Origin of the sequence: Caviibacter abscessus, assembly GCF_001517835.1 — a bacterium.
Lineage (GTDB): Bacteria > Fusobacteriota > Fusobacteriia > Fusobacteriales > Leptotrichiaceae > Caviibacter > Caviibacter abscessus.
In genome coordinates this window covers 65315-79590 of the sequence record NZ_LOQG01000011.1, presented here as the reverse complement: position 1 = coordinate 79590, position 14276 = coordinate 65315, and the positions used below count along the sequence as shown (strand labels likewise).

The 14276-nt window shown below is 26.6% G+C and carries 14 protein-coding genes; 10 read left to right on the top strand and 4 right to left on the bottom strand.

Annotated features, from left to right (window positions below):
• Positions 1–8: 8 nt before the first annotated feature.
• The 3 genes from AWT63_RS02420 to AWT63_RS02410 are packed head-to-tail and all read left to right on the top strand — an operon-like array spanning position 9 to position 3068.
• A complete protein-coding gene (locus tag AWT63_RS02420) occupies positions 9–1493 on the top strand; it encodes a UDP-glucose--hexose-1-phosphate uridylyltransferase (RefSeq protein ID WP_068268167.1) in 1485 nt (494 codons plus the stop codon).
• 38 nt (positions 1494–1531) lie between these two features.
• Positions 1532–2815, top strand: coding sequence for a DUF1576 domain-containing protein (locus AWT63_RS02415; protein ID WP_068268165.1), 1284 nt, complete (start codon positions 1532–1534; stop codon positions 2813–2815).
• Positions 2763–3068: a hypothetical protein gene (locus AWT63_RS02410; RefSeq protein WP_197407850.1), complete on the top strand. Its 306-nt coding sequence runs from the start codon at positions 2763–2765 to the stop codon at positions 3066–3068. Before AWT63_RS02415 ends, AWT63_RS02410 begins: the two co-directional genes overlap by 53 nt.
• A 54-nt stretch (positions 3069–3122) precedes the next feature.
• Here AWT63_RS02410 and AWT63_RS02405 read toward each other — a convergent pair whose 3' ends face one another.
• From AWT63_RS02405 to AWT63_RS02390, 4 genes are read right to left on the bottom strand one after another with little or no spacing between them, the layout of a single operon-like run.
• A complete protein-coding gene (locus AWT63_RS02405; protein ID WP_068268161.1) occupies positions 3123–4004 on the bottom strand; it encodes an SPFH domain-containing protein in 882 nt (293 codons plus the stop codon).
• Between the two features lies 1 nt (position 4005).
• Positions 4006–4416, bottom strand: a complete 411-nt coding sequence (locus AWT63_RS02400; RefSeq protein ID WP_068268159.1) for an NfeD family protein — start codon at positions 4414–4416, stop codon at positions 4006–4008.
• An 8-nt stretch (positions 4417–4424) separates the two neighbouring features.
• Positions 4425–7058 (bottom strand): valine--tRNA ligase, encoded by a 2634-nt coding sequence (locus tag AWT63_RS02395; RefSeq protein ID WP_068268155.1) that lies wholly within the window; start codon positions 7056–7058, stop codon positions 4425–4427.
• Positions 7059–7076: 18 nt separating this feature from the next.
• Complete coding sequence (locus AWT63_RS02390; RefSeq protein ID WP_068268153.1) at positions 7077–7436, bottom strand: hypothetical protein; 360 nt, start codon at positions 7434–7436, stop codon at positions 7077–7079.
• Positions 7437–7560: 124 nt separating this feature from the next.
• Between AWT63_RS02390 and AWT63_RS02385 the strand changes: the two genes are divergently transcribed.
• The 7 genes from AWT63_RS02385 to AWT63_RS02355 all read left to right on the top strand — a co-directional run bounded on the left by AWT63_RS02385 (position 7561) and on the right by AWT63_RS02355 (position 14243).
• Positions 7561–9282 (top strand): endonuclease/exonuclease/phosphatase family protein, encoded by a 1722-nt coding sequence (locus AWT63_RS02385; RefSeq protein WP_068268151.1) that lies wholly within the window; start codon positions 7561–7563, stop codon positions 9280–9282.
• Positions 9283–9457: 175 nt separating this feature from the next.
• Positions 9458–9811 (top strand): glucose PTS transporter subunit EIIB, encoded by a 354-nt coding sequence (locus AWT63_RS02380; RefSeq protein ID WP_068268149.1) that lies wholly within the window; start codon positions 9458–9460, stop codon positions 9809–9811.
• A gap of 145 nt (positions 9812–9956) precedes the next feature.
• The gene (locus AWT63_RS02375; protein ID WP_068268147.1) at positions 9957–11549 is read left to right on the top strand and encodes a PTS transporter subunit EIIC; all 1593 of its coding nucleotides are present in this window, start codon (positions 9957–9959) and stop codon (positions 11547–11549) included.
• A 114-nt stretch (positions 11550–11663) separates the two neighbouring features.
• Positions 11664–11927: a 30S ribosomal protein S20 gene (gene rpsT / locus AWT63_RS02370; protein ID WP_068268144.1), complete on the top strand. Its 264-nt coding sequence runs from the start codon at positions 11664–11666 to the stop codon at positions 11925–11927.
• Positions 11928–12085: 158 nt separating this feature from the next.
• On the top strand, positions 12086–12520 hold the full coding sequence (rplM, locus tag AWT63_RS02365; protein ID WP_068268143.1) for a 50S ribosomal protein L13: 435 nt from the start codon (positions 12086–12088) through the stop codon (positions 12518–12520).
• Positions 12521–12536: 16 nt separating this feature from the next.
• Positions 12537–12932 (top strand): 30S ribosomal protein S9, encoded by a 396-nt coding sequence (gene rpsI, locus AWT63_RS02360; RefSeq protein WP_068268141.1) that lies wholly within the window; start codon positions 12537–12539, stop codon positions 12930–12932.
• 411 nt (positions 12933–13343) lie between these two features.
• Positions 13344–14243: a hypothetical protein gene (locus AWT63_RS02355; RefSeq protein WP_068268138.1), complete on the top strand. Its 900-nt coding sequence runs from the start codon at positions 13344–13346 to the stop codon at positions 14241–14243.
• Positions 14244–14276: the final 33 nt, after the last annotated feature.

Here is a 14276-nt window from a genome sequence, read left to right as displayed (position 1 = left end):
GATATAGAATGAACATATACGAAGAAATAGAGAAATTAATTTTATACTCAAATATAAATGGTCTTATTGATAATGAAGACAAAATTTTAGTTAGAAATAGAATACTTGATTTACTTAATATAGAAGATTTTGAAGAAACTGAAATTGATGAAAATGCAATAAAAAATATGATTTATCCTGTTGAAATTTTAGATAGTATTGTAAATTGGGCAAAAATGAATAGAAAACTTAAAGAAAATATACTAGCATATGAAGATTTACTTAATTCTAAAATAATGGGACAAATAATAAAAATGCCAAGTGAGATTAATAAGAAGTTTTGGTTAGAATATGGTAAAAATCCTGAGTTTGCAACAGAGTATTTTTATGATTTGTCAAGAAAATCTAATTATATTAGAACTGACAGAATAGAAAAAAATGTATGTTATAAGTATGAAAGTAAGTATGGTCAATTAGACATTACTATAAATTTATCTAAACCTGAAAAAGATCCTAAACAAATAGCATTAGAAAGAAATGCACCTATGGCTTCATACCCAAAATCAATGCTTTGTAAAGAAAATGAAGGATACAGTGGACGTATTAATTATCCTGGAAGACAAAATCATAGAATTATAAAACTTAATTTGAGTAATGAAGATTGGTATTTTCAATATTCACCATATACATATTATAACGAACATTCAATTGTATTTTCATCTGAAATTAGACCTATGAAAATAGATAAAAATACTTTTGAAAGACTTATAGAATTTGTAAAAAAATTTCCACATTATTTTATTGGTTCTAATGCTGATTTACCAATAGTTGGAGGATCTATTTTAAGTCATGATCATTTTCAAACAGGAAAATATACTTTTGCAATGGAAGTTGCTAGTAAAACTAAAATAAAAACTATAGGAAATGTGGATATAAGTATAGTTAATTGGCCTATGTCAGTGATAAGATTAAACAGTGCTGATGAAAAAGAAATAGTAAAAACTGCAGATGAAATATTGGCAAGATGGATAAAATATAATGAAGAACCTATTGTAAGTCATACAAAGGAGCTAAGACATAATACTATAACTCCGATAGCAAGATTTAAAAATAACGAGTATGAACTTGATTTGGTTTTAAGAAATAATTTAACAACAGATGAGTATCCTCTTGGAATTTATCACCCACATAGTGAGTATCACAATATAAAAAAAGAAAATATAGGACTTATTGAAGTTATGGGACTTGCAGTACTACCAAGTAGACTTAAAACTGAAATGAGTGATTTAAGCATTATTTTAAATAAAGTAAATAATGTAAATGAATTAGAAAATGAAATGAAAAATAACGAAAGTTTAATTAAACATATTGAATGGATAAAAAGATATGTAAATGATGAAAATATTAAAAATGTTGATTTATATTCATGTATAGGTAATACTTTTGAAAAAGTTCTTGAAGACTGTATGGTGTTACCATATGAAAAAATAAAAGAATTTATTGACAAAATGTAGTATTTTATACTACATTTTTTATATAAGGGGGCGATTAAATGAATGAACAAAAAAAAGAGTATTTAATTATATCAATATTACCTATAATGATGGTTATTTTTGCATTTTATTTAGAAAGTCCTCAAAAGATTTTTATTGGTATGATAAATATCTTTAGATCTAATGATATTTTGATATCCGATTATTTTATTATAGGAAATATAGGAGCAGCATTTTTAAATTCAGCTTTAATAACTCTTGCAAATATATTTTTGATATATAAATTGAGGTTAAGACTAAATGGACTGCTAATAATGTCATTATTTATTATACTTTCATTTGGATTTATGGGTAAAAATGGAGTAAACATTATACCTTTTTATATAGGAACATATTTATACGCTGTTTTGTTTAATAAAAGATATAAAACTGTAGTTGCAATTTCAATGCTTTCTACAACACTTGCTCCAGTAGTAAGTTCATTAGGAATTTATGGTATATTTATAGGAATAATAGTTGGATTTATAATGCCAGTTATATCTAAACAAGCTTTGCATTTTCATAATGGATACAGTTTGTATAATAGTGGGCTTTCTGGAGGACTTTTAGGAATTGTAATATATTCAATAATAAGTGCTTATGGAATAAATTTTGATATAAATACTGTTTATTATATGAAGTTTGATAATAGAGTTTTTTATTTTTTTATAGTATACTTTTTAATACTGATTTTTATAGGATTATTTTACGATAAAAAAATAAAAACGAATATGATTTCAATATATGGGCATACTGGAAGATTAGTTACGGATTTTGTACAAAAAGAAGGCTTTTATGCCGTTATATTAAATATGGGAACTTTAGGTTTAATATCAGTTTTAATTTCAAAATTATATGGAGTTTTAAATGGACCTGTAATTTGTTCAATGCTTACAATTGTAGCATTTGGAGGATTTGGAAAACATATTAAAAATGTATTGCCCTTGATAATTGGTGTATCTTTAGCTCCATATTTATTTAAAATACAAATAGAACCTACAATATTACTTATGACAATGTTTTTTTCTACAACATTAGCTCCAATTTCTGGAAAATTTGGAATAACAGCCGGTATAATAGCTGGAATATTACATTACGCTTTAGCAGTTAGAATAGGCGTTATACACGGGGGAATAAACTTGTATAATAATGGACTGGCAGCAGGCATTTTAGCCTCTGTATATGTTCCTGTAATTGAAGAAATAAAAGGAGGAATTTTAGGTGCAAGAGCAGAAGATGAAATTAGTCAAAATGGCAGACGAAGTTTTAAAGTTTTTACTAGAAAAAAAGGGAAAAGAGATTAATATAAATATATCTGAAAAAGAAAAAGTATTTGAAATATCAGCAAAGTCAAAGATAAATATTAGTGAAAAAGAAATGGAATATATAACTTCTAATTTTGCAAGACATAAAGATTTAGAATACGATTTTTATTGGGAATTAATGGGTGAAAATAGTGATGAAGATGAATTAGAACTTCTTTTTATCCTTGCTGATGACATAAGGATTTATTATGAAAATGATGAATTTCTTATGATAATTGAATTAAAAAAGTAAAAAAATAATAAGCTGTGAAAAATTAAATATATTTCAACAGCTTATTTTTATTAGTTATAGTTCTTTAAAGCTTGTTACAAGACCAGCTAATGATTGTATTTCACTAGGAATAATAATTTTTGTAGCTTTACCGTCTGCTACTTCAGTTAATGTTTTTAAAGCTTGTAATCTTAAAATTTTGTCTTCAGGAACATTTTCATTTAGTAATTTAATACCGTCAGCTTCAGCTTTTTTAAGTTCTAATATTGCTCTTGCTTGTCCTTCAGCTTCTTTAATTCTAACTTCTTTCTCAGCTTCAGCTTTTAATATAGCAGCAGTTTTTTCACCCTCTGCAATAAGTATAGCAGCTTCTTTAGTGGCTTGAGCTTCTAACACTGTTGCTCTTTTAACTCTTTCAGCTTTCATTTCTTTTTCCATTGCTTCCCTTATTTCTTCAGGAGGTAAAATACTTTTTAATTCAACACGATTTACTTTAATTCCCCAAGGGTCAGTAGCTTCATCAAGTTCCATTCTCATTTTTGAGTTTATTGTGTCTCTTGAAGTTAATGTTTGGTCTACTGTTAAATCCCCAATAATATTTCTTAAAGTAGTTGCTGTTAAATTTTCAATAGCAAGTATTGGATTTTCAACGCCATAAGTGTATAATTTTGGAGCAGTTATTTGAAAATAAACTACAGTATCTATTAACATAGTGGCATTATCTTTTGTTATAACAGGTTGAGGATCAAAATCTTTAACTGTTTCTTTAAGGCTTACTTTTTTTATAACATTGTCTAAAAATGGATTTATAATATGAAATCCTGCATTTAATTGAACATGATATTTTCCTAATCTTTGCACAATAAAAACTTTTGATTCCGGTACAATTTTAATACCATTAATAATTAATGAAATTAAAATTCCAAAAACTATAATGATTAATGATGGTAAAAACATACTATTCACTTATCCTTTCTATATTCACTTTATTTCCTGTAAAGCTTTTTATTTTTATAATATCTCCTACCTCAAAAACATCATTTGATATTGCTGTCCATATAGTACCTTTATACCTTATATTGTATTCTTTTATTTCAGTTTCAGTATTAACAACAGCAATTATTTTAATATTTATATTTTCTTCAACACTACTTTTTATTTTTTTCATAACTAGCGGTCTAGTTATAAAAATAAAGATACAAGTAAGTGTTAAGAATATTAAAATCTGGATATTAGTATCTTTTAGTATGAATGAGATAAATAATAAAATGAAAGATGCTAAAGCCATCCAAATTGAAATAAGCCCTGGGATTATAACTTCAATAATCAAAAAGATTCCAGCAGCTAATCCCCAAAATAGTGCATTCATTTTTCCTCCTAATTAATATATAAATCCAAATTATTTTTTAGTTTACTAATTTTTGAACTAAGTTCATCTTTAATCATGTTTTCTTTATCAATAACAGCTTTAGGTGCTTTTGAGATGAACGCCTCATTATTTAATTTTGCCATAACTCTATCAAGTTCTTTTTGAACCTTTTCAATTTCTTTATTAATTTTTTCGATTTCTTTATCTTTATCAATTAAATCTGCTAAAGGAACAAATATTTGAGTTTCACCACAAACTCTTGAACCAACCAGACTTGGTACATCAGTATCTGAAACTTTTTCAATATTAGCTAATTTGTTTAAAATTTTAGGATTATTTATTAATATTTGTTTTTCTTCCTCATTTTGTGTTTTATAAATTATTTCAATTTTTTTAGCTGGTGATACACCGGCTTCTGCTCTGATATTACGAACATTAGATATTACATTTTGTAAGAACGAAAATTGTTTTTCGATATTTGTGTCAACTAATGTTTTATCAAGAGTAGGATAATTTTCAAGCATTATTGTTTCACCATTTATTTTTATAATTTGCCAAATTTCTTCTGTTATAAATGGCATAAATGGATGAAGAAGTTTTAATGCGTTATCTAAAACATATCTTAAAACCCATTGGGCTGTTTTTTTATCTGTTTCATCTGTTGCGTTGTATATTCTTGTTTTAGCTATTTCAACATACCAATCGCAAAAATCTCCTTTGAAAAATTCAAATGCAAGTTTACAACTTTGGTCTATGTTATATTCTTCCATATTTTTATTAATTAAAGCAGAAGTATTATTAAGTCTTGATATTATCCAAGAATCTTCAAGTTTAAAATCTAAATCTATTATACTTATATTATTATCAAAATCTTTTAAATTTGATATTACAAATTTTGAGGCATTCCATACTTTATTAGCAAAGTTTGAGCCCATTTCAACTAATGAATCATTAAATTTAAGATCTTGACCTTGAGTAATGTTAAATAATAAACTAAATCTTAGAGCATCTGCACCTTTATTTTTTATAATTTCTAAAGGATCAACAGAATTTCCAAGAGATTTACTCATTTTTCTTCCCATTTCATCACGAATAATACCTGTGAAATATACATAATTAAATGGTACTTTATCTGTTATGTATAAGCTCATCATTATCATACGAGCAACCCAGAAAAATATTATATCTGCTGCTGTAACAAGTGTATTTGTAGGAAAGAATGTACTCATATCAGCTGTTTTACTAGGCCAACCTAAAGTTGTAAAAGGCCAAAGAGCTGAAGAAAACCAAGTATCAAGTACATCAGTTTCTTGTGTAAGTATTTTATCTTCTCCTGCTTTTTGTTGTGCTTCTTCAAGTGATTTTGCAACATAAAGTTTACCATTTTGATCATAGTATGCAGGTATTTGATGTCCCCACCATATTTGTCTTGAGATACACCAATCTCTAATATTTTCTAACCAATTATAGTAAATTTTTTCCATTCTTTTAGGAGTAAATGTTATTTCTCCATTTTTTACAACTTCTAAAGCTCTAGTTGCAAGGGGTTTCATTCTAACAAACCATTGTTTAGATATACGAGGTTCAATAATGGTATTACATCTATAGCAATGACCTACTGAATTTTTGTGGTTTTCAGTTTTAACAAGTAAACCTAATTCTTCAAGATCTTTTAATATAACTTTTCTTGCTTCAAATCTATCTAATCCACAATACTTTCCACCATTTTCATTTATGTGAGCATCAGGAGTTAATATATTTATATATTCAAGATTACATCTTTTAGCAACTTCAAAGTCATTAGGATCGTGAGATGGAGTCATTTTAACGCAACCTGTTCCAAATTCCATTTCGACATATTCATCAGCAACTATAGGTATTTCACGATTAATTAATGGTAAAATCGCAAATTTACCTATAAGATGTTTGTATCTGTCATCATTTGGATTTACAGCAACACCGGTATCACCTAATATTGTTTCAGGTCTTGTAGTTGCAACAATTAATTTTTCATCGCTATCTTTTATATTATAAGTAATGTGCCAAATAAAACTATCTTTTTCTTCATGATTAATTTCATCATCTGCAAGTGCAGTTTTATCTTTTGGACACCAGTTTACTATGTATTCGCCTTGATAGATTAAATCATCATTATATAATTTAACAAAAGCTTCTTTAACTGCCTTTGAAACATCTTCGTCCATAGTAAATTTTTCTCTAGTCCAATCAAATGATGATCCAACTTTTCTAAATTGTTCAGTTATTATATTTCCGTATTTATGTTTCCATTCCCAAGTTTTTTTGATAAATTCTTCTTTACCTATTTGTTCTTTTGATGTACCCATATCATGTAGCATTCTCTCAACTTTATTTTGTGTTGCAATACCTGCATGATCTGTTCCTGGTAACCATAAAGCATTATATCCACTCATTCTTTTATATCTTATAACGGCATCTTGAACGGACATGTTCATAACGTGCCCTATGTGAAGTATACCTGTAACATTAGGTGGGGGTAGTATCATTGAAAATGCAGGTTTTTCACTATTTGTATCTGCATTAAAATATTTATTATTTTCCCATGTTTTATATAATTTGGTTTCAAATTCGGCGGGATTATAGTTTCCGTTTAATTCTTTCATTTTTGTGTTGTATCCTTTCTACCATTTACTAAATAATTTTAGTATGTACTTGTATTCTACATATTCGCCTTTAATCCATTTTAAAGTATATCTAAGTTGCCAGATCATAGAGCATACAAAAGTAATGACTAAAAAAGCTATTGATCTAAAGACGACACTTTGATTATTCCCTGTTGAAACAACTCTTAAAAGTCCAACAAAAACGGCATAATATAGTAGGGACATACTTACTTGCTTGTTAAGTAATTGCCAAACAACAAATCTACTTCTTTTAGATAAAAATTTTGGCTGAAACGCATATATGACGACTGGTGCGAATATCGGTATAACCCAACAAAGCAAAAGTACAAATTTAAAACTTTTGTCTTCACTTTTCATACTCAAAAATCTCCTTTTAGTTATTAAATAATTATAACACTTAAATTTTAATTTATCAATATATTGTATTTTTTTAAAATATGGATATAATGTAATACAGGGAATAAATGAAAGGGGAAAATTAATGAAAAAGACATTTGTAATATTATCAGCAGTATTTTCAATAATTTCTACTGCTATAACTATACCTCAAATACAAGGTGAAGGTATGGTATCAGCTTATGCAGGTAAAGAAGTAGATAAAGTTGAAGGTGTGGTAACAAATACATTTAAAAGCAAATATAATCAAGGATTTTATATGCAAGATAAAGGTGATGGTAACGATAAAACTTCTGATGCTATTTGGGTAGAAACAAAAGAAAATGTAAAAGTTGGAGATAAAGTAAGTGTAGATGGGCTTGTTAAAGAAATACAATTTAGTAAATTTAATAAAAGTAATCCTACAGAAACAAGCATACAAGCAACAAGTGTTACAGTTATTTCAAGTGATAATAAAGTTGAAGCAGTAACTTTAAAAGAGTTTTCAAATATACCTGATATAGTAAATTATTTTGAAAGTTTAGAAGGAATGCTTGTTAAAGTTGAAAAACCATTAGTTACAGCTATTGATTATAAGTACTCAAATGTGTATTTAACATATGGTAAAATTGAAAATAGCAATATATATGGTGGTGGAGTTTATTCATATGATAACGAACAACCAAATAGAATTAAGTATATGCAAGGATTATCAGAAAAATTTTCTGAAGATGAGTTAATGGTACATACTTATGATAAAGTAAAAGATTATTTAACAGGAAATGTAAGTTTTGATTATGATGTGTGGGCTTTAAGAGGTCAAAAATTAAATAAAGATATGTTTATATTAACAAATCATAAACCTGAAACTTTAAAATATAATTACGATAAATCAAAATTAAATGTAGTTTCATACAATATTGAAAACTTTCATAGAGATATGATACCTGGAAGAGTTGAACAATTAGCTAAAGAAGTTGTTGAAACATTAAAAAAACCTGACATTTTAACTTTAATAGAAGTAATGGATGATAATGGACCTGAAAGTGAATCAAAAGAGACAACAGCAGTTGAAAATATAAATGCAATAATAACTGCAATTGTAAAAGCAGGAGGACCAAAATATGAGTATATGACTGTAAATCCTGAGCATTTACAAGATGGTGGTTGGCCTAATGCAAATATAAGAAACGTAATTTTATACAGAAAAGATAGATTAAAAGCTGTTTCAGTAAATCAAGGGACAACAAAAGTAGATACAGATGTTATTAAAAAAGGTTCAAAAGTTAGATTAACATATAACCCTGGAAGACTTGGAAATAATGATGAAAACTTTAAGGAAGTAAGAAAACCTATAGTTGCACATTTAACTTTCAAAGGTAAAAATGTATTTGTAATTGCAAATCACTTAAAATCAAAGAGAAGCGATGATAAATTATGGATAAATGATAAAGCTAAAGTTAGAAGATCTGAAATAGTTAGAATACCTGAGGGAGAAGTTATAGGTAAATTTATGGATAAGATATTAAGCTATGATAAAAATGCAATAATATTATCTATGGGAGATATGAATGATTATGAATTTTCACCAACAATGAAGAAAATGGTTGGAAAAAACTTTATATCTTCTGCATACTTAGTTCCGCTTAATGAAAGATATTCATATGTTTTCCAAGGAGTAACTCAAATTCTTGATCATATTGTTTTAAATAAAAAATATGCGAAAAATTCAAAAGTTCAATATATACACTTAAATTCTGAATTTACAGAAAAACAAGGTAGATTCTCAGATCATGACCCTGTATTTATTCAAATTTCAGTGAAATAATATATAAAAATTATGCACCCTTAATTTCGGATAACGAAATTAAAGGTGTATTTTTTATAACAGCTTTGTAAAAAGTTTTATTATTTTGCTTTACATTTATAAAAAAAGTGATATAATATGTTAAGAATTATGTAAACGATTACATAGATTCAGATTACAAATTAGGAGGATAAAAATGAAAGAAAAGTTTATTAAAAAAATACTTGTATTCATGCTACCTAAGTCAAATTTTAATACTGGAAGTGGAGAAGAAAATCAAAAATCAAATACAGAAGATAGTACTAAAAAAATAACTCTTGGAGAACAAGCAAATAATATTGTAAACGCATTTGGGGGAAGAGAAAATATAACGAGCCTTGAAGCGTGTTCAACAAGACTATTTGTTAAAACAAAAGATGAAAATGTAGTTGATGAACAAGCACTTAAAGATAATAAGGCAATAGGAGTATTGAAAAAAGACGGGATAATACAAGTTGTATTTGGACCAAAAGTGAGTGTTATAAAAGAAGAACTTGATAAATTAATGTAATGCTTATGAATTGAAAAAAATATATATGAAGCAGGGAAAATGCCTGCTTTTTTTGTTTTACATCTTTACATTTTAAATATTTGTGGTATACTCTAATAAAATTGTAATCGTTTGCGTTATATGCAAAAAATATATAGGAGGATAAATGAAAGATAAAGTATTAAGCAAAATACAAGCATTAGGTAAGGCATTTATGTTGCCAATAGCTGTACTTCCAATAGCAGGTTTATTTTTAGCAATAGGAGCTGTATTTACTAATCCAGTTAATATTAAGTTATATAAAATGGAAAGTGTTTTAGGAACAGTTTTATATGAAAATGGTGTTTATTCAATGACAACTAAATTACCACTATATCATATATTTAGTACTATCAGTAAAGCGGGTGATATAATATTTTCAAATCTTCCACTTATTTTTGCAATAGCGGTTGCAATAGCCTTTGCATTTTCAGAAAAAGAAATATCTGCTTTTTCATCAGCAATTTTCTTTTTAGTAATGCACAGAACAATATCGTCATTATTAGAAGCATTTAACCCAGTTTTACCTGCGGGTTCAAAGACTATGGTTTTAGGAATTGAATCACTTCAAATGGGAGTTTTTGGTGGAATAATAGCTGGTTTAATTGTGGCGTATTTACATAATAAGTATTATAAAATACAGTTGACTGAAATGTTAGCATTTTTTTCAGGTACAAAGTTCGTTCCTATAATATCTGCAATTACTGCAATTTTAACTGGAATTATCTCATATTTTGTTTGGCCTTATATTCAAATTGGAATTTTAAGTATAGGTAGTTTAATAAATTTATTAGGGTATGCAGGTACTTTTATATTCGGGTTCACAGAAAGAGCATTAATACCATTTGGGCTTCACCATGTATTTTATTTACCATTTTGGCAAACAGCAGTTGGTGGAAGTAAAGAAATAGCTGGTAGATTAGTAGAGGGAGCACAAAACATATTATTTGCTGAATTAGGAGACCCAAATTTTGTAGGTCCGTATTCAATAGAGTATGCAAGATTTATGTCAGGTAAATTCTTACTTATGATGTTTGGTTTACCAGCAGCAGCACTTGCAATGTATACAGTTTCAAAGAAAAATAAAAGATCAAAAGTTAAGAGTTTACTATTTTCTGCTGCCTTTACAGCAGTATTAACAGGAATTACAGAGCCTATAGAATTTACTTTCTTATTTGTTGCACCCTTTTTATACTTCATACATTGTATATTTGCTGGTATTGCTTTCACGTTAATGCACATATTTAATATTCCTATTGGATTAACGTTTTCAGGTGGATTAATTGACTTTTTCTTATTTGGAATATTACAAGGAAACTTAAAATCTCATTGGCTTCGTATATTACCTTTAGGTATAATATACTTTACTGTTTATTATTTCTTATTTAGAGCAGTAATTTTAAAATTTGATTTGAAAACACCTGGAAGAGAAGATGACGATGACGAAAAAATATCATCAAATGAAAATAAAACAAATATAACTGAGCAATCAAAAATAATATTAGAAGCTTTAGGTGGAAAAGAAAACTTATTAAATGTTGAAGCTTGTATAACAAGATTAAGACTTGAAGTTGTAAATTCAAATATAATAGATGAAGCAACTTTAAAAGAAAACGGAGCTAAAGCTGTTATGAAAGTAGGAACAAGCGGAGTTCAAGTTGTGTTTGGACCAAAAGTTACAGTTATAAAATCAGAAATTGATGAATTAAGAAAAAAGTAGTAAAATAAGCTATAAAACATAAAATATAAAATGTCTTTAAAAGAATATTGATTTTTTTATTTAAAAATGTTACTATACGTAGGTAACTAAAGATGAATGGTAAAAGGAGGAAGAATGGCACATACTAAATCATCTAAGAAAAGAATTGTTTTAGGAGAAAGAAACAGACTTAGAAATCAAGCAATAAAGAGTAGAGTTAAAACTTTCGTTAAAAAAGTTATCGCAGCTGTTGAAAGCAACAATGTCGACGAAGCTAAGGCAGCATTATCTGTATCATTTAAAGAACTTGATAAAGCGGTAACAAAAGGTGTGTTAAAGAAAAATACAGCATCTAGAACAAAGTCAAGATTGTCTCTAAAAGTTAAAAAATTAGGATAGTAGTAAATTTTTATAAAAATTTATTAAAGTGTACTTTCTGTGCACTTTTTTTATGTTTTAATTTGACAATAATTATAAAATATTATATACTCTATCTATAAAAATTCCTTTCCCACAAAGGAACCGTTATTCACGTTTAAATTATTAGGAGGAAAAAAGTGAATAAGTACACAGTAATGCAAAAAAAAGAATTAGTTGAAAGAAAATGGTATGAAGTTGACGCTGAAGGTAAAGTGTTAGGAAAATTAGCTACTGAAATAGCAGTAAAACTTATGGGTAAAGATAAGCCTACATACACACCACATGTAGACAGTGGAGATTATGTAATAGTTACAAATGCTGATAAGATTGTTGTTACAGGTAAAAAATTAACTGATAAAAAATATTACAGACACAGCGGATATCCAGGGGGACTAAAAGTTAGAACTTTACAAGAAATGTTAGACAAGAAACCTACTGACGTAATAAGAAAGGCTGTTGAAAGAATGTTACCTAAAAATAAATTAGGAAGACAACAAATAAACAGACTTAAATTATATGTTACAGCTGAACATAATAATGCAGCACAAAAACCAGAAAAGTTGGGTAAATAGTAGGAGGAAAGAATAAATGAGTAAAGTACAATATTTAGGAACAGGTAGAAGAAAAACTTCTGTAGCTAGAGTTAGATTAATTGCTGGAGAAACTGGTGTAGTAATAAATGGAAAAGACATGAGAGAATACTTTGAAGGAAGAGAAATCTTAGCTAAAATAGTAGAACAACCATTAGAATTAACTGAAACTTTAGGAAAATATAAAGTTGTAGTTAATGTATACGGTGGGGGAAACTCAGGTCAAGCTGGAGCTATAAGACATGGTGTTTCAAGAGCATTACTAGAAACAGATGGAGAATATAGAGAAGCTTTAAAAGAAGCTGGATTCTTAACAAGAGATTCAAGAATGGTTGAAAGAAAGAAATATGGTAAGAAAAAAGCAAGAAGAAGCCCTCAATTCTCAAAGAGATAAAATTTGCAAGAACATATGGAAGTCAGAAATGGCTTCCATTTTTTTTAAAATGAAAATATTTAAATTGAGCAGAAAAATTTATAATACATATGAAATTTATAAGAATCCAGAAGAATTGTTAGATAGAAATAATATATAAATAGATTTGATAATATATTAGAACTAGAATGAAAAATTAAAAATACCAATATATAAAATTCCTTTTATAGTATATATAATTGTATATCAAAGAGGAATTTTTTTTTGTTAAACTTTATTATTCCTTTGATAAAGTAAAGATGTATAATAATAATGGTATATGTAAAGGGGTGAACTATAATAAAGTTTGAAGAATTTAATAAAAATAATAATATACATACAATAGAATTTGAAGGTATAGAAAAAGGAAAATGGTTTATAGGTTCTGCTATTATGGCTCATGATTTTAAAAATTTAAAAGATGGCAAATATTATTATAATCAATCAACAATTTGGTCAAAAGTAATAAATATTGAACCAATAAATCCTTATTGGGAAATTTATAATAATATAGATAGTTATTTATTTAAAAATTTAGAATATGAAAATTTAAAAGAAATGTATTTTAATTTTTTTGATTTTTTACTAAAAAAATTAGAGTTAAATAAAAATGATTTTATTTTTATATCTTCTGATAATGTATTTATAAAAATTTTAGAGGAATATGAAGTTAAAAACATTAATGAAATTATAAATTTTAAGTTTAATGATGTAGTTGTAGGAACATACAGTAAATTATACTATTGCAAAAATGGGAAATATATTTTGTTATTAGATTTTGCACATTTTAATATTGATGAAAATAATTATAATGAAATTTCAATAAACAACTATTATTTAGAAATGTTTGACTACATTAGTAGTAATATAAAACCTAAGAAAATTAGATTTTATGAAACAATTTATAATGATGAAATAAAATATGAAAATTTAAACGATTTAGATTTATATAGATATATATCATTTATGGATACTATTAATTTTTTAAAAAAATATAATATAAAAATATCGTCAAGTTATAAAGGACATACATTAAAGATTATTTTAAAGCAATTACTTATATATTCTTATATAAGTGGAAAAGATATAAATCTATTTTTAAACTTGTTACCTGAAAATTATAAAAGTTATATTTTTAATGAAATTGATAACATAGAAAACAATTTATTTAAATATATTGATAAATACGATTTTAAAACTTTAAAAGAAACATATGGATTTAACCAAAATATTATCTTATTAAAAAAAGGTAATTATAAAAAAAGTATTTTAAATATACAAAAAATAATATAAATTATTTTACAGATTTTGCTTTTTTGAAAGAAA